The 19,376-nt window shown below is 62.2% G+C and carries 17 protein-coding genes and 1 pseudogene; 4 read left to right on the top strand and 14 right to left on the bottom strand.

Annotated features, from left to right (window positions below; genetic code table 11):
• Positions 1–19 precede the first annotated feature (19 nt).
• From KHO30_RS14125 to KHO30_RS14095, 7 genes are all read right to left on the bottom strand, one after another.
• Complete coding sequence (locus KHO30_RS14125) at positions 20–1,942, bottom strand: PrkA family serine protein kinase (protein ID WP_054039598.1); 1,923 nt, start codon at positions 1,940–1,942, stop codon at positions 20–22.
• An 826-nt stretch (positions 1,943–2,768) separates the two neighbouring features.
• The gene (locus tag KHO30_RS14120) at positions 2,769–3,530 is read right to left on the bottom strand and encodes a hydratase (protein ID WP_093644953.1); all 762 of its coding nucleotides are present in this window, start codon (positions 3,528–3,530) and stop codon (positions 2,769–2,771) included.
• 315 nt (positions 3,531–3,845) lie between these two features.
• Positions 3,846–5,648, bottom strand: a complete 1,803-nt coding sequence (locus tag KHO30_RS14115; RefSeq protein WP_211701321.1) for a methyl-accepting chemotaxis protein — start codon at positions 5,646–5,648, stop codon at positions 3,846–3,848.
• Between the two features lie 483 nt (positions 5,649–6,131).
• The gene (locus KHO30_RS14110) at positions 6,132–7,172 is read right to left on the bottom strand and encodes a LacI family DNA-binding transcriptional regulator (RefSeq protein ID WP_093644957.1); all 1,041 of its coding nucleotides are present in this window, start codon (positions 7,170–7,172) and stop codon (positions 6,132–6,134) included.
• 341 nt (positions 7,173–7,513) lie between these two features.
• On the bottom strand, positions 7,514–8,476 hold the full coding sequence (locus tag KHO30_RS14105; protein ID WP_200622667.1) for a sugar ABC transporter substrate-binding protein: 963 nt from the start codon (positions 8,474–8,476) through the stop codon (positions 7,514–7,516).
• Positions 8,477–8,824: 348 nt separating this feature from the next.
• Complete coding sequence (gene corA, locus KHO30_RS14100; protein WP_093644961.1) at positions 8,825–9,802, bottom strand: magnesium/cobalt transporter CorA; 978 nt, start codon at positions 9,800–9,802, stop codon at positions 8,825–8,827.
• Between the two features lie 245 nt (positions 9,803–10,047).
• Complete coding sequence (locus KHO30_RS14095; RefSeq protein WP_211701320.1) at positions 10,048–10,488, bottom strand: hypothetical protein; 441 nt, start codon at positions 10,486–10,488, stop codon at positions 10,048–10,050.
• Between the two features lie 263 nt (positions 10,489–10,751).
• Here KHO30_RS14095 and cydX point away from each other — a divergent pair, with 263 nt between their 5' ends.
• Both cydX and KHO30_RS14085 read left to right on the top strand, forming a co-directional pair.
• Positions 10,752–10,901, top strand: a complete 150-nt coding sequence (cydX, locus tag KHO30_RS14090) for a cytochrome bd-I oxidase subunit CydX (protein WP_093645038.1) — start codon at positions 10,752–10,754, stop codon at positions 10,899–10,901.
• Positions 10,898–11,518: a P-loop nucleotide/nucleoside kinase family protein gene (locus tag KHO30_RS14085; protein ID WP_200652129.1), complete on the top strand. Its 621-nt coding sequence runs from the start codon at positions 10,898–10,900 to the stop codon at positions 11,516–11,518. Before cydX ends, KHO30_RS14085 begins: the two co-directional genes overlap by 4 nt.
• Before the next feature lie 192 nt (positions 11,519–11,710).
• Here KHO30_RS14085 and KHO30_RS14080 read toward each other — a convergent pair whose 3' ends face one another.
• From KHO30_RS14080 to KHO30_RS14070, 3 genes are all read right to left on the bottom strand, one after another.
• A complete protein-coding gene (locus tag KHO30_RS14080; protein ID WP_093644967.1) occupies positions 11,711–12,808 on the bottom strand; it encodes a saccharopine dehydrogenase family protein in 1,098 nt (365 codons plus the stop codon).
• A gap of 224 nt (positions 12,809–13,032) precedes the next feature.
• Entirely contained in the window at positions 13,033–13,491 is a 459-nt protein-coding gene (locus KHO30_RS14075) for an Lrp/AsnC family transcriptional regulator (RefSeq protein ID WP_054039581.1), read from the bottom strand.
• A gap of 151 nt (positions 13,492–13,642) precedes the next feature.
• A complete protein-coding gene (locus KHO30_RS14070; RefSeq protein ID WP_200621325.1) occupies positions 13,643–14,527 on the bottom strand; it encodes a LysR substrate-binding domain-containing protein in 885 nt (294 codons plus the stop codon).
• Positions 14,528–14,714: 187 nt separating this feature from the next.
• Here KHO30_RS14070 and KHO30_RS14065 point away from each other — a divergent pair.
• Both KHO30_RS14065 and KHO30_RS14060 read left to right on the top strand, forming a co-directional pair.
• A pseudogene (locus KHO30_RS14065) lies at positions 14,715–15,231 on the top strand (Spy/CpxP family protein refolding chaperone).
• Positions 15,232–15,409: 178 nt separating this feature from the next.
• Positions 15,410–15,847 carry a PGDYG domain-containing protein gene (locus tag KHO30_RS14060; RefSeq protein WP_211701319.1) on the top strand — a complete coding sequence of 146 codons (438 nt, stop codon included), beginning with the start codon at positions 15,410–15,412 and terminating at the stop codon, positions 15,845–15,847.
• 110 nt (positions 15,848–15,957) lie between these two features.
• On the opposite strand, the gene KHO30_RS14055 is transcribed toward KHO30_RS14060, so the two are convergent.
• The 4 genes from KHO30_RS14055 to KHO30_RS14040 all read right to left on the bottom strand — a co-directional run bounded on the left by KHO30_RS14055 (position 15,958) and on the right by KHO30_RS14040 (position 19,373).
• Entirely contained in the window at positions 15,958–16,326 is a 369-nt protein-coding gene (locus KHO30_RS14055) for a DUF3022 domain-containing protein (protein ID WP_172314765.1), read from the bottom strand.
• 100 nt (positions 16,327–16,426) lie between these two features.
• Entirely contained in the window at positions 16,427–17,230 is an 804-nt protein-coding gene (locus KHO30_RS14050; RefSeq protein WP_211701318.1) for a YhfC family intramembrane metalloprotease, read from the bottom strand.
• A 71-nt stretch (positions 17,231–17,301) separates the two neighbouring features.
• A complete protein-coding gene (locus tag KHO30_RS14045) occupies positions 17,302–18,411 on the bottom strand; it encodes a LacI family DNA-binding transcriptional regulator (RefSeq protein ID WP_211701317.1) in 1,110 nt (369 codons plus the stop codon).
• Positions 18,408–19,373 (bottom strand): 2-hydroxyacid dehydrogenase, encoded by a 966-nt coding sequence (locus KHO30_RS14040; protein ID WP_211701316.1) that lies wholly within the window; start codon positions 19,371–19,373, stop codon positions 18,408–18,410. Before KHO30_RS14040 ends, KHO30_RS14045 begins: the two co-directional genes overlap by 4 nt.
• Between the last annotated feature and the right edge of the window lie 3 nt (positions 19,374–19,376).

Here is a 19,376-nt window from a genome sequence, read left to right as displayed (position 1 = left end):
GGGCGGCACGCAGTGCGTATCATGACGACTTGCGCACGCGCAGATACCAATCACACAGCAAGCGCACCTGCTTCGGCGTATAGCCCTTCGTCACCATGCGGTTGACGAAGTCTTCGTGCTTGCGCTGCTCTTCCGCCGAACCCTTGGCGTTGAACGAGATCACCGGCAAGAGCTCCTCCGTGTTCGAGAACATCTTCTTTTCGATCACGACGCGCAGCTTCTCGTAGCTGATCCACGCGGGATTCTTCCCCGCATTCGCAGCCCGCGCACGCAGCACGAAGTTCACGATCTCGTTGCGGAAGTCCTTCGGGTTGCTGATGCCCGCAGGTTTCTCGATCTTCTCCAGTTCGGCGTTCAGCGCCGCGCGGTCGAAACTCTCGCCGGTGTCGTGGTCGCGGAACTCCTGATCCTGAATCCAGAAGTCCGCATACGTCACGTAGCGATCGAAAATATTCTGACCATACTCGGAATACGACTCCAGATACGCGGTCTGAATCTCCTTACCGATAAACTCGGCATAGCGCGACGCCAGCACGTCCTTGATGAACGACAGATACTTCTGCTCGGTTTCCGGTGGGAACTGCTCGCGCTCGATCTGCTGTTCGAGCACGTACATCAGATGCACCGGGTTCGCCGCGACTTCCGTCGAATCGAAGTTGAACACGCGTGACAGGATCTTGAACGCGAAGCGGGTCGACACACCGGTCATCCCTTCATCCACGCCCGCGAAATCGCGGTACTCCTGATACGACTTCGCCTTCGGATCGGTGTCCTTGAGATTCTCGCCGTCGTACACCTGCATCTTCGAGAACAGGCTGGAATTTTCCGGCTCCTGCAAGCGCGTGAGCACCGACATCTGCGCCATCATCTTCAACGTACCTGGCGCGCATATCGCACTGGCCAGCGACGAATTGCGCAGCAGCTTCTCGTAGATCTTGACCTCTTCGCCATAGCGCAGGCAGTACGGCACCTTCACGACGAAGATCCGGTCGAGCAGTGCTTCGTTGTTGCGGTTATTGCGGAACGCCTTCCATTCCGACTCGTTCGAGTGGGCGAGGATCACGCCATCGAACGGGATTGCACCGAAGCCTTCCGTGCCCTTGAAGTTGCCTTCCTGAGTCGCGGTAAGCAGCGGGTGCAAGACCTTGATCGGCGCCTTGAACATTTCGACGAACTCGAGCAAGCCCTGGTTCGCAAGGCACAGGCCACCAGAGTAGCTATATGCGTCCGCATCGTCCTGCGCGTACTGTTCGAGTTTGCGGATATCGACCTTGCCGACCAGCGACGAAATATCCTGATTGTTTTCGTCACCAGGCTCCGTCTTGGCGATACCGATCTGACGAAGGATCGATGGGTAGCGTCGCACCACGCGGAATTTGCGGATGTCGCCGTTGTATTCGTGCAGGCGTTTCACCGCCCACGGGCTCAGAATGTTTTTCAGGTAGCGGCGTGGAATACCGTATTGCTCTTCGAGGATCGGACCGTCCTCGTCGTAATCGAACAGACCGAGAGGCGACTCGTTCACGGGCGAGCCCTTGATCGAGTAGAACGGCACGCGTTCCATGAGTTGCTTCAGACGTTCCGCGATCGACGATTTACCGCCGCCGACCGGTCCCAACAGATACAGAATCTGTTTCTTTTCTTCGAGCCCCTGGGCCGAGTGCCGGAAGTAGGCGACCACCTGCTCGATCACCTCTTCCATTCCGTAGAACTCACGGAATGCGGGGTATACCTTGATGACCTTGTTCGCGAAGATACGCGACATGCGCGGATCGTTGCGAGTGTCGATCTGTTCTGGTTCACCGATTGCCGTCAACATGCGTTCGCCAGCCGTAGCGTACGCGGCGGGATTGTCTTTGCAGAGCGCGAGATACTCCTCGAGCGAGAGTTCATCTTCTCGCGTTTTCTCGAAGCGGGTCGCGAAACTGCTGTAGATATCCATGCTACCTCCTCGCCGAAGTCTAGACCGATGTCGTGCGCGGCGCGCTATTCGGAAACGACATCGCTCGAATTCATCCTAAACCCTTTTAAATTTTTTTTCACGAACTACGTTGCGAAAATCGCGCCGTACCCGCCTCCCAACATTCCTCACTTGGAAACACAGATTCGCTCACCTACAATCTTCCGCTCACATCACAGCGAATGTGCAGCGATTGCCGGCTCACGTTACTGCCTCTCCTGCGCCCTCTGCTCGTCATACTGACCAGCACTGACCAGCACGGTTCGCCATGCTCCGTTACACGAATCGTCTCGTTCATCGAACGATCCCACTGCTCTACCGGACAGCCTGTCTGCATGCGCACACTTTCGTGCATCGAGCACGGACGTCATGCGTTTTCTGTGCCCGGGACCTTTTTTCATCAACGCGCGGCTTCGCTGTTTGGTCTACAGCGACATGCGCAGTGTTACATGTTCGTTCGCCGTGATCACCTGCGACGCGCTTCACCGACGCAGCGTCAAGCGGTTCGTCAACGCGACGGCTGTATTGTTCCGCACTATTTCGCATGAAGGGCGGTGTGTTGCCGCTGCTCGCTGCCCATGCATGCCTCGCGTATTAACCGCGTCGGCGACATGGTTAGTCGCGTGTATAACTGGATCACGGCAGCGCATCGGGCCACTTCATAGGTGTATACGGCTAAGCGCGCAGTGCAGATGCGCCGGCAAATGTAAAACGGCCGCCCGCGGGCAGCCGTTTGCGTGATGCTTCGTAATCTGCGGTTACAAGCGGACCCTCATACGCGCGCCGTTACAAGTACACGATGACTCGCTCAGGTCAGTTCAATCTCCACTTCCCCAAGGCCGTCGATGTGGCCGCGCACGATGCCCGGCTTGTCCACATTGTGCGCACCGACGTACGAACCGGTGGTGATCGTCCATTCCGGCTCGATGGTGATGCCCATGGCGGCGCAATGGTTGACGAACCACACCAGCAGTTCACGCGGATCGCCGGCCGGATTACCCGTGGCTTCGGGCACCAGCGAGTTGCCGTCGAAACTCAGCTCGAGCTCCGGCGATACGAAATCGAAGCTGCGCGCAAGACCCGCGTAGGCAACCGGACGACCGGTGATCAAGGCGCCGTTGTTCTGTGCGTCGGCCAGTTGTGCGAGCGGCGCGACATTGGGCCACTCGGCAAAGCGGCTATCGACGATCTCGATGGTCGGCAGCACCATGCCGACCTTCGACAGCACCTCATCGCGCGCATAAGCCCGGCCGCGCGGTTCGATCGCCTCGGCGAAACGGAAGGCGACCTCCAGCTCCACCAACACCCGGAAAAAGCCGGTATGGGCCACCCGCGCGGGCGACGGCAGCACCAGCGAAGCCGGAATCGGCGCACCCGCGGCGGCCCCGCCCGGCGCTCTGGCGCCGATCTTCCACGCACCGGTCGAGTCGCCGAGGCCCACGATCACGGCCTGCTGGATCGCGTACGCGGTTGCTGCGTCAGGCGGCAGGCTGTCGAGTGGGGGCGCATCGATCGGGCGATGCTGCCGGCGGGCTTCGACGAGGCGGTGCGCGAGGTCGTATTGCGTCATGTCGGTCCTTTATGGCTGGCGCGTTGAGCGTTGGGTTGCCGCGCTGAGTTGCAGCAGTTGGGAAAAGCGGGCTCACGGTCCGCGCGTTGACTGCCTTTGGCGGCGATTTGCCGATACAAGCGGTAGTCGCGCCCGTCAATGTACCGGATCATGACGCTTACCAGGGTGTCGACAACGCATGTGAACGTTACTTAGTGCGCAGACCATGAAAAAAGACCGCGGTTGCATGCGCAATCGCGGTCTTTATCGTCATGCGGTCGATCCGCACAAGCGCCGTTCCGTCTGATGCATCATCGGGAACGAATGTTGCAACGATCAGAAAGTTTCCCAATCCTGATCGCTTCCGGCGCTCGCCACTGCCCGGGCGGGTGCCTTCGTCGGCGCGGCGGCAGCCGGTGCCTGTGTCGCTGCGGACGCAGCAGACGTCCTCGCTGCCGGGGTGGCTTGTGTAGCGGAATGTGACACGGCGTGTGACACCGCATGTGGCACCGCATGTGGCACTTTACGTGCCGCCGCCGGGCGAACCGGCGCGGCCGCGCGCTTCGGCGCCGCGCTCACCGGCGCCTTGAAACCGCTTTCTTCGAGTTGGAACACCGCGACCGCCGAACGCAGTTTGCCGGCCTGATCTTCGAGCGAAGACGCTGCCGCAGCGGCTTCTTCGACCAGCGCGGCGTTCTGCTGCGTCACCTCGTCCATCTGCGTGACCGCGCGCGCGACCTGGTCGATGCCGCCGCTTTGCTCTTCCGAGGCCGCCGCGATCTCGCCCATGATGTCGGTCACGCGCTGCACCGCACCGATGATCTCGGTCATGGTGCGGCCCGCTTCGTCGACCAGCGCCGAGCCGGACTGCACGCGCTCCACCGAGGTGTCGATCAGTTCCTTGATTTCCTTCGCCGCCGCCGACGAGCGCTGCGCGAGGCTGCGCACTTCGCCTGCCACCACCGCGAACCCGCGCCCTTCTTCGCCGGCCCGCGCCGCTTCCACGGCCGCATTCAGGGCCAGGATGTTGGTCTGGAACGCAATCCCTTCGATGATCGAGATGATGTCGGCAATCTTCGCCGAGCTCTGATTGATGTCGCCCATCGTGCCGACCACCTGGCCGACCACCGCGCTGCCCTTGTTGGCAATCTCGGACGCATTGGCCGCCAGCGAGCTCGCCTGGCGGGCGTTGTCGGCGTTCTGCTTGACCGTGCCGGTCAGCTCTTCCATGCTCGACGCGGTTTCCTGCAACGCCGACGCCTGCTCTTCCGTTCGCGAGGACAGGTCGATATTGCCGGCCGCGATCTCACGCGTGGCCGTCGCAATCGATTCACTGCCGCTGCGCACCGTACGCACCGTTTCGGTGAGACTGCGCTGCATCTTGGCGATACCTTCCAGCAGTTGCCCCATTTCGTCGCGCGAGGTGACCACGACCGGGCGGCGCAGATCGCCGGCGGAGATCGCGTCGAAATGACCGAGGGCGGCCTCGAGCGGGCGAGCAATCGCGCGGCTGAGCGTCAGGTAGGACAGCACGGCGGCGAGCACGCCGACGAGCAGTGCGCCAACGCTCACCATACGGAACACTTCGAAACTGCTTTGCGCGGAGTCGTAACCTTGCTTGGCCGATTCGAACTGGAACTTGCGCAGCGCGTCGTCCGCCGTGGAGAGGTCGTTGTATGCCATCTGCAGGCGCTTGGCGCCGTCGACAACCTTGCCCTGGTCGTTCGCCGTAATGATTGCCGAAAACGACTCCAATTGCTGATGCAGTGCATCGCGCCTGGCGATCACGTCCTGCGCGAGACGGTCTTCACCGGTGTCGCGCGGCAGGTCCATATATTTTTTCCACCACATGTCGGACGCCGCGCGCATCGCACGCGCACGTTCGATCGTCGAGGCCACCTCCGGCGTGCCCATCATGAACGCGGCCCGGTCGAGCGCCAGCCGCTCGCGCGCGGCAAACAACTCGGCGTTGCCGATATTGACCGCGCTCGGCATTGCGTTGGCGAACGTATCCTTGTAAGCGTCGTTCGAACGGCTCATGCCGAACAAACCGAAAACGCCGATGGCGACCAGCAGCGCGGCGAGGAAAGCCATCGTGAGGCCAATCCGCGCCTTGATCGTGATGCCTTTGTTCAACATGCTCGTTCCTGTACTTAACAAATAAGAGGCTGCGTGCGCAGCGCGGGGTAGCGTGTGGCTCTGCGTACATGGCGCTGATCTGAGGCGGCGCTCTAATAGTTTTGTTTACGGCACCTGATCGGCATACTTGAAGGATTTATATGGTATGAAGAAAGACGTTGTAAACAATTGGAAGAAATTACAAAACACTGACAGGCCGTGTCTGTGCGGCGCTCGCACGGCGTTTTGGGCATTCGGGGAATTGCATTCACACGGCGCGAAAGCGCCGAACGCGGATAGGCGAAACGGATTCAGACGGGGTTTAAAGCGGGACTTTCGATCCGGGACCTTGGGCGCGCAATGGCGCGCTCGAAGACGGGTGGGAAGCGCTTAAGTCCGGGTCGGCGCTCAACTCTCGCGCGCGATTCAGCAGCCCGCAAAAAGCCGCATGGAAGACCGGCCGCGAAGCCTTCCGGCTCACGCCCGGGAACACGACAAGCGATATCAGGCCGCCATATCGCGTCTCGCCAAGCCGGCCCATGTTGCGGTCGATTCGCGCACGATCAGGCGCGGCGACACGACACGCCGGCGACCCAGCGCTCGCGGACTGCCCGACGAGGTACCGGCAATGCGTTCGATCAGCGTCTGCGCGGCCATATCGCCGAGCGCGCGGACTGACTGCCCGACTGTCGAGAGCGCCGGATAGGTGAATCGTCCCAGTTCGATATCGTCGAATCCGATGATCGAGCAATCGCGCGGCACGCTGATATTGCGCTCCGCCGCGGCGCGCAACGCACCGATGCCCATCATGTCGTTGCCGGCAAAAATCGCCGACGGCTTCACGGTGTCGAACAGTTGTCCCGCCGCGCGATGACCGCCCATTCCCGAAAAATCGCTTTCGACAATGGCCCCGGCCGGAATCTCGATACCGCGTTCGGTCATGGCGCGGATGAAACCGTGTACCCGCATGGCGCTCACGGCCGTCTTGACAGGCCCGGTGATGCAGCCGATCCGCACGTGTCCCAGCTCGAGCAGATGACGCGTCGCAAGATAGCCGCCCTTCTCGTGGTCGATCTGCACCAGGTCCGCGTTCACGCCCTCGATATTGCGGTCCACGACGACCAGCGGCTCGCGGGCGTCGGCAAGCGCCTGCGCCAGCACCGCGTCGTCGCCCGCGGAGGCGACGATCAGTCCGTCGATACGCTTTTCCTGCAGAACACGCAGATAGTTACGCTGCTTGGCCGGATCGTCGTCGGAATTGCAGAAGAACAGGCAGTAACCGTTGCGCGAGCAACCATCCTCGATACCACGCGCCATCTCCGCGAAATACGGGTTCGTACTGTTCGGCACCACCAGACCGATCGTCGCCGTCGCCCGCGCCTTGAGCGAGCGAGCCACCGCCGACGGTACATAGTGAAGCTGACGGATCGCGTGTTCGACCTTCGCGCGCACGTCGGCCGACACCGGCCGTGAGTTGTTCACCACGTGCGATACCGTCGTGAACGACACGCCTGCCACGGCCGCTACATCCTTGATCGTCGCCATAACCTGTTGCTCTCCTGCCTGTTGTTCCCGCCGGCCACGCCATCTGGCGACCCACCGGACGTCTTCCTCGAAGACAGACCACACCCATGAATACTTGCTTTAATCGCACTGATCCGACAAGCCGCGTGCCGGTGGCCTTGTCGCTTACCTCTGGATTTAACGGCGGCGCAGGAGGTTTCTTGAGCGTTTATTGAATTGACGCGGGTTCGCGCGCCTTTTGTCATGCATTCCGCATGCAGCGGCGTAAGCGCGAACCCGCGTGCTTCGGCGTGCTTCGGCGTGTTGCGGCGCTTCTTGTGGTGCTTCTTGCGGTGCGTATTTCGGCACCTACTGCCCGACGCTTACCTGGTCACGAGGTCGCACGGCGTTTCCACCACGCCGGACAGCTGCGACTGCTTCTTGTGCTCGCTGATCGCCTTCAGCGCGGTGTCGATACCGAACACGGCCTGCTTGGCGGCGTACTGGTCGGCGGTGGCGAGCACGCGACCGTCCTTGAGCATCGGCTTGATCGCGTTGATGTTGTCGTAGCCGACCACCAGCACCTTGCCCTGTTTGCCGGCCGCGCGCACGGCCGAGACCGCGCCGATCGCCATGTTGTCGTTGCCGGCGAGAAGCGCCTTCAGGTTCGGATACTCATTGAGCATGGCCGACGCCACCGCGTTGCCCTTGTCGATTTCCCATTCGCCCGACTGCACCGACACGACCTTTGCGCCGACGGTCTGCATGGCGTCCTTGAAGCCCGCGGTGCGCTGCTGCGCGTTGGTGGTGGTCGACACGCCTTCGATAATGCCGACTTCATCGCCCGCCTTCAGCTTTTTGGCCAGATAGTCGCCGACCTTCTGCGCGCCCTTGCGGTTATCCGGACCGACGAACGGCACGTTCAGGTCTTTCGACTTGAGCACGTCCGGGTCGAGCCGGTTGTCGATATTCACGACGATGATGCCCGCGTCGATGGCCTTCTTGACGACCGGCACCAGCGCCTTCGAATCAGCCGGTGCCAGCACGATCGCATCGACCTTCGAGACGATCATCTGTTCGACGATGCGGATCTGGTTCGCCGTGTCGGTTTCGTCCTTGATGCCGTTGGTGATCAGGTCGAACTGCGAGGCATTGTGTTTCTGATAGTCCTTCGCGCCGGTTTCCATGGTCAGGAAGAACTCGTTGGCGAGCGACTTCATCACCAGCGCGACCTTCGGCTTATGAGCGGGCGTGGATTGCGCGTAAGCAGAGGAAAACGGAAAAGCGGCGGTAGCGGTGACGAGAACAGCGGCCGCCAGCATGCGGCGGCGAATGCGATGGCTCATGCCAATCTCCAGGGTTTGTTGGGCTCGCGGCGAGCCGTATTTTTAGTAGTGCGCAAACGTTTGCGAGGCCTATTCTCAGCGTGCCATTTCCGCAGTGTCAACGATTCGCAGTGTTGCGGTGCGTCGGCTCGCAGAAAATGCGTCGATGCGATGCGCTCGATGGCGTCGGCGCGGTGCGGCGAACAGGCGCACCGGCAGGCTGTGTTCTGGCAACGGTTCCTCGCTCAGTCTGTGCATGGCGGATTCACCGCCAGCTGCAAGCTTAGCGGCCGGCGGGCCGCCTATGCTGGACTTTTATTGCGCACGGTGCAAGCGGGAAACCACGCGGGGCGATGGGCTGGCGGCGCGTCAGAGCCAGCCGGACTTGCGAAAGCGCCAGTACAGGATCAGATCCACGATCACCATCACGGCAAGACAGATTGGATAGCCGAACTTGTAATGCAACTCCGGGATGGTCTCGAAGTTCATCCCGTAGATACCGGCGATCATGGTCGGCACGGCGAACAATGCGGCAAACGAGCCGAGCCGCTTGGTCACCTCGTTTTCGACCAGCGAGATCATCCCCAGATTGACCTGCACCGCGGTCACAACCAGTTCGCGCCGGCCATCGATGATCCTGACGATCCGATCGAGATGGTCGTAGACGTCACGGAAATAGGCTTGCATGCCGCCGCAGACGCTCGGAATCCGGCCGCCCGTCAATTTGCCGACCGCCTCCTGAAGCGGCGCGATGTGATGCTGCAGGATCACGAGCCGGCGTTTCAGCGAATACAGATCCTCAATGATTGCCCGTGATGCCACCGAATTGTTGCGCTCGAAAATGCGGTCCTCGAGTGCTTCGATCTCGTTGTTCATCGTCTCGAGGATCGGAAAATAACGATCGACGATGTCGTCCATTAGCGCATACAGCACGAATGCCGAGCCCTCCTTGAGCAATTCCGGCTCGCGCTCGCAACGGGCGCGAACATTCTGGAACCCGGTGCGCGTACCGCGGCGCACCGACAGCACATAGTTGTGTCCCACGAATACGTCGACCTCGCCGATCAGCAGTTCACCCGCTTCGTCCATTTCCACCGTATGTATGACGGCGAATAGCGACTCGCCGTACTCCTCGATTTTCGGACGCTGATGGCCGTTTTGCGCATCTTCGATCGCAAGTTCGTGCAGACCGAACTCGTGCTGCATCACAGCCAGTTCTTCCGGCTCCGGGTCTTTCAGCGCAACCCAGACGAAGCACTCGGGCCGCGCCACATAGTCGCTGATGCTATCGATATCGATATCGGCCAGCTTCCGGCCGTCCTGATAGGCGGCGCAATTGATTAGCATGTTGGACTACCTTGAAAACGGAACAGACCGGCCGGCTTCGCACTATGCGTGAGCCCGGTGGCGAATCTGTGTGAACGAATACACGACAGCCGACATGTTAAGGGCTCTGCGTGACTGTCATGTATCCAATTGTTAAATGATCAGACTGGAAACATCGTTAAAGCTTGTGTGCGGCAGTGGGTACGGTTCGACGCCGGTCGATACGCCCCCGCCGCAATCCCGCCGTTGTCAGCCCCGGCCCTGCGTTATTGCGCAACCCGGCGCAAAGCGATGCCGTGATCGTCGTCGAAGGTGACCGAGGCGCGGTTTGTATAGCGTGTATCCGCCGTCACCGTAAAGCGCATTTCCACGACCGGATCGAATTGCGTGGAGACGCCGATGCGATGCACCCCCGGGCTCAGATAGAAAACCACATGTTCGCCGTTCATCAGATCGGTGACCTGCTCGCCGTCGATATACACCAGCGCATCGCGAAACCGGACGATAACGTCGCGGGAACGTTCGCGCCGCACGTCCACGGCGACCAGCCCGGTTCCGGGCTCCGTATAACCGGGCTGGACGATGCGCGCCTGCGGCACCTCCTTGAACGGGACGGGCTCGGCAGGTGTCGAGGCGCAACCGGCGAGCGACGCGATAGCCAGCGCAAGCAGCGCGGCTTTGCAGTGGAAGTGCGGACGCATCGGCATGCTGGGTCTCCCGTGTTGTTGGTGGTGTTGCTCTTGTTATAGGCGCATTGCGCGATCCTGGCCGAACGGCCAACTGTCTTTGCGCCCTCTTGCGCGCTGCTGCGTTCTTCTTCATGATCGCTGCAAAGTGCTGCGCTGTGGGTGCCGCGCGCTGCGGATTTACCCTCGGATCCGCCGCATGCTACCTTTATCTGCCCGCATGTTTGCTTCTCTGTACCGGCTATGCGTAGTGCCTCACCGGACACACGATCAAGGAGACCGCGATGTGGTATTTCACCTGGATTCTCGGCATCGGCGTGGCATTGGGCTTCGGCATCATCAATGTGATGTGGCTGGAGGCCAGCGGCAAATTCGCGCGTGACCCGCAGCACGCCGGCACCCCGGCCGCGGCACCCGAGGACACGTCTTCGTGACCCACCTGGTTTTCTTCTGCGGTCACGCCGGCACCGGCAAAACCACCCTGGCGAAGAAGCTGATCGGCCCGCTGATGCAGGCAAGCGCGACACCCTTCTGCCTGCTCGACAAAGATACGCTGTTCGGCGGATACAGCGCGGCCGCCATGGCCATGCTGACCGGCGATCCGAACGACCGCGACAGCCCGCTTTTTCTGCAACACCTGCGCGATCCCGAGTATCGCGGCCTGCTCGATACCGCCCGCGACAATCTCGAACTCGGCATCAGCGCGTTGGTGGTCGGGCCGCTCTCGCGCGAAGTGCGCGAGCGGCGCCTCTTCGATCGCGCCTGGCTTGGTATCGGCGCGGACGTGACACTGCGGGTCGTCTGGGTCTATGTGTCCGAAGAAATGGCGCACCAGCGCATCCTCGCGCGCGGCAATCCGAACGATGCCTACAAACTCGCGCATTGGGACGAGTATCGGCAGCGCCGCTTCGTGCCGAGCGGCGATCTTTGCGAAGACCTGTTGATGTTCGACAACACCGCCCCAACCCGCGCGGATTACGAAGCGTTGCTCGCACGCCTCGTGGGCGAGCCGCCTGCGCCGCCGGCGATGCTGCCGCCGCTGCCTGTGTAGCAGCCCATGTCACAACCAGTGCAACTGCCTGCATAGCACCGGCGTTTCAAACGAAAAACGCCCCGCATAGCGGGGCGTTCATCAAGCGGCCTTCTACGAGACCTGCTTCGTTGCTCGCGGCAATCACTACCGCGTCGTCGCACGGCCCTCGGTATTGAGCCTCTTTTGCAACCTCAGTGCGAGAGCCGCGGCTTACACCGTTGCCATCGCATCCAGCGACTGCCCTTCGTACAACTGGCCAAAGCGATTCGCGAGGAAGTCGCGCAGCGACACCTGTTCCTGACGCACGAAACCGCTTTGCGGCAGTTTCTGCTCACGGAACAGATCGAGCACCGCGCACATCGCGCCGGCCGTGGTGATCTGAATGGCGCTCATCGGCACGCCGCACACCGTCTTCGCGAAGATCTTGCGGGTGAAGACTTCCTGCACCAGTTGACCGTCACGCATACCGCTCACCGTGATGAACACCAGCACGACGTCCTGCGCGGTCGCGGGCACCGAGCGGCGCATGATGGTCTTGAGCGTATCGCGGTCGCTCGAAAGACGCAGGTCTTCCAGCAGGAACTGCATCAGGTTGCGGTGGCCCGGATAACGCACCGACTTGTAGTCCAGCGATTCGACGCGGCCCGCCAGCGTTTCGCATAGCGTACCCAGCCCGCCGGACGTATTGAAGGCTTCGTATTCGGTACCGTCGAGAGAGAAGTGCTCGAGGCCTTCCAGCGGCTGCACCCACTGCGTCCGGCTGTCGCGAATCGCTTCGCACGGCTGGCAGTACTCGTTGATCAGACCGTCGACGCTCCACGTCAGGTTGTACTTCAGCGCGTTGGTCGGGAACTCCGGGAGCGCGCCGACGCGCATTTTCACGTCGCGGATTTCGGTGAAACGGTTCGCCAGTTCATGCGCGGCGATGCCGATGAAACCCGGTGCGAGACCGCATTGCGGCATGAAGGCGTGATCGGCGTCGTCGGCGATTGCACGAATCGCGCTGGTGGCGCGCACGTCTTCGGTCAGATCGAAGTAATGGACGCCCGCGCCCTTGGCGGCCGAGGCCACGTTCACCGCCAGGTAATACGGCAGTGCGTTGATGAGCGCATCGAAGCCCTGAATGGCGGCGCGCAGTGCGGCGGCATCGGCGGAATCGACGCGGCGGGTCGGGATACCCTGGGCGGCGAGCTTATCGAGCGCATGCTGATCGCGGTCGAATGCGACGACGTCGTAGTCGCCAGTCTCACGCAACATATGGGCGATGGTGTGACCGATCAAACCTGCGCCAACGATGGCTACTTTCATGCGCTTCTCCTTGTTCTGTGTATGCTGTCTCCAGCTTGGGAAGTGCGCTGCGCTAAGGCGCTGCGCCCGGCGGGCTGAACCCTTGAGACACAGTTTAGGGAGAAGCAAAAACAGTTCATACGCGCAAAGTGCTGCGCTATGACCATGAATTTCGACGTTATGACGACGTGATTAGTCGATATGTCGAAAACATGTCAAAACGGCGTAAAAATCTGGCCGTAGGATCACACCATGCCGCGGTCGATCTTGCGCGCAAGAATGATCGACGTGGTGGTTCGCTCCACCCCTTCCAGGCCGCCGATCTCGTCGAGCAGATCGTTGAGGCGGTCGGGCGAATCGGCGCGCAGCCACGCGACGTAGTCGAACTCGCCGCTCACCGCGCATAGCAGTTGTACCTCGGGCATCTTGCCGAGACGTTTCTGCACGGCCGGCCCGTACTTCGGCGCGATGATGATGCCGACGTACGCCTGGATGCTCGAGTCGAGTACGTCCTGGCCGAGCCTCACGCTATAGCCGCCAATCACGTTGCTGCGCTCGAGCCTGGCGATCCGGGCGATCACAGTGGTACGCGCCACATCCAGTTGACGCGCGAGGTTGGCGACGCTCTCACGGGCGTTGGCTTGCAGCAGCGCAACGAGGTTGCGGTCGAGATCGTCGAGTTGGTCGAGGCGCGGAGGTCTCATCGGGGGCGAAGGAAGTTGGTCGGTTGTGAAGGATTATCGCGCGTCCTGGGCATCGGGCGGCAGGCAGAGGAACCCCGAGCCATGCGTGACGCAATGATGAACGGCTAACAACGAGCGCGAAACGGGAAACGAAACCCGGCAAGCGGCAAGATCACGCCCCAAACCGCTCGATCACGAAATCGATGAAGCTGGTGAGCTTGGGCGTGGCGCGGCGGTCGCGTGAGTAAAGCAGATGGACGGGCGCGCCCTCCGGTAGATAGTCCTCCAGCACCGACACCAGTTCGCCGCTGGCGATCTCCCTCGCGAGCAGCGCCTCCGGCTGCAACACCAGCCCGAAGCCACGCAATGCCGCAACCTTGAGCGCCTGGCCGTTGTTCGCCCGAAACCGTCCGGCGCGCAGCTGGTTTTCGTCCGCGTCCTCGCCGCCGAGCCGCCACAATCCCTCACGGCCCCAGTGCAGAAAGCCGAGGCATTCGTGCTGCACGAGATCGGCCGGCGTGCGCGGTGTGCCGGCCCGCGCCAGATAGGCCGGCGACGCGCACGCGCGCATCCGGTAAGGCTTCAACGGCCGCGCGACGAAACTGGAATCCGGCAAGCGGCCGATGCGCACCGACGCATCGAAGCCCTCTTCCACTAGGTCAATCACACGATTCGACAGATCCAGTTCGAGGCTCACGTCCGGCCACGCACTCAGGTAGTCGGTCATCGCCGGGGCAAAGACCTCGACGCCGTAGGTCAGCGGCACCGTCACTTTCAGCACCCCGCGCGGCGCGGCCGCCATGGCCTCGGCGAGCGACTCCGCCGCCTTGACGTCGGCCAGAATGCGCCGGCACTGCTCGTAGTATTGACGGCCGATTTCGGTCAGGCTCTGACGGCGCGTGGTACGCGTCAGAAGCCGCGTCGCGAGCCGCGTTTCAAGCGAGCGGATGTGCTTGCCCACCATCGCCGACGAAATGTCAAAACGCTCGGCGGCCGCCGTGAGACTGCCCGCCTCGACCACCGCAACGAAGATTTCCATGCTGACGAATTTGTCCACCCGCTATTTCCTGTTCGTTTCGGTTGTAAGCGTTTGTCGCACTGCAGCCGCATTGTAGGGATATCGTGATACTAATAGCGGCGACGGCGAAGTGGGCAGCCGGTCGCCTTGCGTCGCTATGCGAACGCGCGTTGGGCCGCTCGCCATGCTCGCCTTGTCATAATTCGAACAGACATCAGGAGTTTCGATGAAAAAAGCACTCGTAATGCTGGCCACCGCAGTCGCCATGAGCGGCGCATTCGCACAAACTTCCGCACCGGCCTCGGCACCGACGGGCACCCCGGCTTCGGCGCCGGCCGCCAAAGCAGGCCACGAGCGCAATGTCGAAGACCGTATCGCCTACCTGCACACGCAGTTGAAGATCACGTCGGCGCAGGAATCGCAATGGAACGCGTTCGCCGATGTCATGCGCGGCAATGGCGAGACGATGGGGCAGTTGTTCCAGCAGCGCAAGGCCAACACGAATCTGTCGGCGATCGACGACATGAAGCAATACGCCACGATCGCGCAAGCGCATGCGGACGGCATGAAGAAACTGGTCGATGCGTTCGATCCGCTGTACAGCAGCTTCTCGCCTGAGCAGAAGAAACTTGCCGACGTGACGTTCCATCAGGGCGGTCCTGAAGGCGGCCATCGTCACCAAGGCAAGGGCGGCGCCAAGAAGGCACCGGCCGCTGCCGAGTGACGCGACTCTGAAGCCGTAAGAGACTAGTTACGTCACACGGCTGATGGCGCGCGACGCGGGTTTCCGCGCTGCGCGCAGTTCTATTGCCTTTGGCAAAAGAACCCGATCTTCAAATGCATCTGGCATGATTGCGAGTACGCAGCGTCGGGACGCAAGGTCTTGGCCAGGCTGTTCATCTCTCCACATCCACTCGCTTCATGACCGAACTCAAAAATCTCGATCTGAGTCAAGATGCCGACGCCCAGCGCGTCGTCAAAAACGAAACCGTGCGCGTTGAATTCGCTGCTGCCGAAGGCGAACTGATGAGCCTGGAAGGCCCGAACCGCTATGCCCGCGGCGACGCGCTGATCACCGGATCGACCGGCGACCGCTGGGTCGTCTCACGTGAACGTTTCGATGCCAAATACCTGCCGGAAGACGCCGCCCTCGCTCACGGCGAAGCGGGCGCATACCGTAACCGTCCCGCTGTCGTGCTGGCCAAGCAGATGAATGAAGCGTTTTCACTGGCCCGCTCGGCGAGTGGCGGCGACGTGCTGCACGGCGCGGCCGGCGACTGGATCATGCAGTACGCCCCCGGCGACTACGGCGTGGTGCAGGCCGCCCGCTTCGCGAAGGTTTATCGGCTCGCGGACTGAGTCACAGCCTATGAGTCACAGCCTATGATTCACTGCCGCTGAATCGTGGCCGGCTGGGCGCGAAAAGGCCGCCTTCTACCCAATGGCCCGGCCGTCTCGAGCCAATCGCTTCAGGCAAACTCGTCGCCGAGATCCACCGTCACATCGCGCGGCACCGCCTCGCCGTTCGCGTACTGTTCTTCAAGCGAGCCAATACTCGCTTCGACATATGCCCGCAGCACAGCGAAACTCCTGCCTCGCAGCCGCGCCGGCAAGGCACGATAACGCGCCAACGCCGTCGGCGCGATCACCACGGTCATCACAATCCGGCGCGCGGTCGAACCGAAACGCATGGCAACCCAGTGAATCGCCAGCGTCGGCGTACCGTCTTCGCCCGCACGCTGGATGAACTGCGTCTGCTCGGGGAACAGATCGCTGATAACGCGTGCCAATTCCTCGAACTCGGGATTCGCGCAGTCGTATTGGTAAGCTTCTTCCATGAAGTGTGCCGAGAGGATGAGCCTGAACTGCGTACCGCAAGGGTACGCCGAAAGTTAGAGAATCACGGATGGCCGGTGTAACAGGCGGTTCACAAACGACTCACGCGGCAAGCGTCGGGCGACGGAACGCTCTGAACAACAAGCCCGCGACGATCACCGCCCCCACCGCATACACGCCGTCCACGGCAGCGAGCGGCACGAGCTGCGCCTGGAACAACGCAGCCGGCACGTCGACCAGCGCGTGCAACACAATCGCGAGCGGCAGGATGCCGCGCCAGCCAGCCCGCAACCCACGCCACATCAGCACCGACAAGCCGATCTGGAAGACCAGCGCGGCCACCCGTTCGAGCGCGAAAATGCCGGCCGTCTGCGGCGTCAGGCCAGCGAGAATCAGGTGGATGCGCATCACCGAGTCGGTCGGCAGATTGCTCAGGTAGCCGTCCAGCTCGCCGCGGTTTTCGAAGATGGCGAACAGGATCCATTGAATCTGCACCAGCACGCCAACCAGCCACGCTTCAGCGCCGCCGTGGCCGAGGCCATAGGTCAGCGCCGTGCCGTCGCCCGTGCCCGCAGCGGACTTCGCTGCCGCGCGCTTGAGCAGCAGCCGCATCCCGATGAACCGCCCCACTTCCTCGCAGATACCCGCCGCCAGCGCGCCATACACCACGAAGGCCACCGGATTGGACAGGAAGGTGGCGGTCGCTTCGTTCCGATGCAGCACGTAGTCGTTCAGCGCGCGCTCGATCACCATCGCGAACAGCGCGAACACGGCGATGCCGGTGATCGCGTCGCGGGGGTTCAGCGCGAGCGGCCGACGCAAACGGCGGTAGATCAGGAACGGTAAAGCGGCGATGAACAGCGTCGCGACGGCGAGGCTCGAGAGGGTAAGCGGTGCAACAACCATGGGTTTCCTTGCGATAACCGGCGCGCACCCGCTGCGCGCCGCAGCCCGAATGATCGCAGATCAGCGCGAAGTCAGCGCAAAGTTGAGGCGCGGACGATCAATTCGCCTGGCAGGAGGCAGTCGCGCACGGTGGCCTGAACCCCTTCGATGCGCTCGTGGAGGAACTCGACCGCGCGATAGCCGATCTCGTAGGTCGGCTGGCGGATCGCTGTGATGCCCGTCAATTCGGCCCATTCGGGATCGTCGATCGACAGCAGCGCGACGCGCGCCTGCCAATCCGCGCCGTAGCGCGCTTTCAAATGGAGAGCGAGGCACAGCGCGACGGGCGCGTTGGCCGCGAACAAGGCGATGCGGCTGGCTTTGCCACCGGTGCGAACTGTGACGCTGCTTGTCGCGTTACCTGTCACGCTGGCCACGGCATCGCCAGGGCCGCCATCCGCGTCAATTGCGCGGTCCAGTTCGGCAAGAGCGCGCTCGACGGCTGCCGGCTCCGCAAGATTCAGCACCAGCGTATGCCCACGCGCGCCGCCCACGCCGCTTATCACCTCGCGAAACGCCGCCTCGCGCAGTTGCCGTGAACTGACTTGCTCGAAAGGCTGGACGACAAACCAGATATCGTCGAACCCATTGTCGAGCAGATGCCGCGTGCCGAGCTCGGCCGCCGCCCGGTTGTCCAGCCCAACCATGTCGGCGACGAGCCCATCCACCGAACGGTCGACCAGCACCGCCGGAATCCCGCCGCCGCCCACCGGCCGCAGGGTTTCCTCGCGCACGCCGAGTGCGTTGACGATCACGCCTTCCACGCGATACGTGGTCAGCAGTTGCAGATAGCGCCGCTCCATTTCGACTTCGTTGGCCGCGTGGCAGATCAGCGGCATCAGCCCAAGCGCATGGCAAGCGGCTTCCACCCCTTGAAGCACTTCGACGGAATACGGGTTGGTCAGGTCGGCGAGCAGCATGCCGATCAGGCGATTGCGGCCACGCTTGAGGCCGCGCGCCATCTGGTTCGGCTGATAGTTGAGACGCTCGATAGCCGCCTCGATGCGCGAGCGCAATTCCGGCGACAGCACGCTCATCTCGCCATTCAGATAGCGCGAGATGCTGGTCTTGCCCGTGCCGGCTTCGCGCGCGACGTCCGTAATCGTCGCGCGGCGCGGGGCGGCAAGCGGCGTCGTGCTCATTTCTTCAGCACTTCACGGTTGACAATGTTGGTCGCGAGTGTCCCATCGAGCGCGGCGACGAGGTTTTCCGCTGCGTTAAGCGCCATCGCATGGCGGGTCTCGTGCGTCGCCGAGCCGATGTGCGGCAACGCGACCACGTTGGCCATTTTCAGCAGCGGCGAATCAGCCGGCAGCGGCTCGGTCTCGAACACGTCCAGACCCGCACCGTGAATCGTGGCGTTTTGCAGAGCTTCGATCAGCGCCTGTTCATCGACCGTGGCGCCGCGCGATGCGTTGATCAGAATCGCGCTCTTCTTCATCGACTTGAATTCGGCCGCGCCGATCATGTGCTTCGTCTCGGGCGTGAGCGGCACTTGCAGGCAGACGAAGTCAGCGGTGGCGAGCAACTCCGCCAACTCGACGCGGCGCGCGCCGTATGCCTGTTCCGCCTGCGCGTTCGCACTGCGATTCGTGTACAGCACCTTCATGTTGAAACCGAGCGCCGCGCGCCGCGCAACCGCGCCGCCGATCCGGCCCAGCCCAACGATGCCAAGCGTCTTGCCCTGCACGTCGACACCGAAATGCGCGGGTCCGATGCTTTGCTTCCACTCGCCCGCCTTCACCCAATCCGCGAGTTCGACCACGCGCCGCGCCGACGCGAGGATCAGCGAGAACACCGTATCCGCCGTGGACTCGGTCAACACGTCCGGCGTGTGCGCGAGCACGATGCCGCGGCGCGTGAGGTCGGCAACATCGAACTGGTCGAAGCCCACCGAGATGGTCGACAGCGCCTTCAGCCGGCTTGCGCCTTCGAGCATCGCCGGCGTGATTTTCACGCTCGAACCGATGCCGCCGTCCGCGTCCTTCAATGCGGCGACGAACGTGTCGTGCTGCGCAGGGTCGACCTGCACGACTTCCGCATGCTCTTGCAGATACGCGAGCACATCCTCAGGCAGCGACTTCCAGGCGACGATCTTCTTCATCAG

The sequence above is a fragment of the Paraburkholderia aspalathi genome (assembly GCF_905220735.1).
GTDB classification, from domain to species: domain Bacteria; phylum Pseudomonadota; class Gammaproteobacteria; order Burkholderiales; family Burkholderiaceae; genus Paraburkholderia; species Paraburkholderia aspalathi.
The sequence above is the reverse complement of the archived record's forward strand: the minus strand, read 5'-3'. Positions and strand labels throughout refer to the sequence as shown.

What these genes read in the sequence shown, in the direction of transcription:
- KHO30_RS14060 (WP_211701319.1), top strand. Translation starts at nt 15,410, where the DNA reads ATGACCGAACTCAAAAATCTCGATCTGAGTCAAGATGCCGACGCCCAG.
- KHO30_RS14095 (WP_211701320.1), bottom strand. Translation starts at nt 10,488, where the DNA reads ATGCCGATGCGTCCGCACTTCCACTGCAAAGCCGCGCTGCTTGCGCTG.
- corA (WP_093644961.1), bottom strand. Translation starts at nt 9,802, where the DNA reads ATGCTAATCAATTGCGCCGCCTATCAGGACGGCCGGAAGCTGGCCGAT.
- KHO30_RS14125 (WP_054039598.1), bottom strand. Translation starts at nt 1,942, where the DNA reads ATGGATATCTACAGCAGTTTCGCGACCCGCTTCGAGAAAACGCGAGAA.
- KHO30_RS14075 (WP_054039581.1), bottom strand. Translation starts at nt 13,491, where the DNA reads ATGAGACCTCCGCGCCTCGACCAACTCGACGATCTCGACCGCAACCTC.
- KHO30_RS14040 (WP_211701316.1), bottom strand. Translation starts at nt 19,373, where the DNA reads ATGAAGAAGATCGTCGCCTGGAAGTCGCTGCCTGAGGATGTGCTCGCG.
- KHO30_RS14105 (WP_200622667.1), bottom strand. Translation starts at nt 8,476, where the DNA reads ATGAGCCATCGCATTCGCCGCCGCATGCTGGCGGCCGCTGTTCTCGTC.
- KHO30_RS14055 (WP_172314765.1), bottom strand. Translation starts at nt 16,326, where the DNA reads ATGGAAGAAGCTTACCAATACGACTGCGCGAATCCCGAGTTCGAGGAA.
- KHO30_RS14115 (WP_211701321.1), bottom strand. Translation starts at nt 5,648, where the DNA reads ATGTTGAACAAAGGCATCACGATCAAGGCGCGGATTGGCCTCACGATG.
- KHO30_RS14045 (WP_211701317.1), bottom strand. Translation starts at nt 18,411, where the DNA reads ATGAGCACGACGCCGCTTGCCGCCCCGCGCCGCGCGACGATTACGGAC.
- KHO30_RS14050 (WP_211701318.1), bottom strand. Translation starts at nt 17,230, where the DNA reads ATGGTTGTTGCACCGCTTACCCTCTCGAGCCTCGCCGTCGCGACGCTG.
- KHO30_RS14080 (WP_093644967.1), bottom strand. Translation starts at nt 12,808, where the DNA reads ATGAAAGTAGCCATCGTTGGCGCAGGTTTGATCGGTCACACCATCGCC.
- cydX (WP_093645038.1), top strand. Translation starts at nt 10,752, where the DNA reads ATGTGGTATTTCACCTGGATTCTCGGCATCGGCGTGGCATTGGGCTTC.
- KHO30_RS14110 (WP_093644957.1), bottom strand. Translation starts at nt 7,172, where the DNA reads ATGGCGACGATCAAGGATGTAGCGGCCGTGGCAGGCGTGTCGTTCACG.
- KHO30_RS14120 (WP_093644953.1), bottom strand. Translation starts at nt 3,530, where the DNA reads ATGACGCAATACGACCTCGCGCACCGCCTCGTCGAAGCCCGCCGGCAG.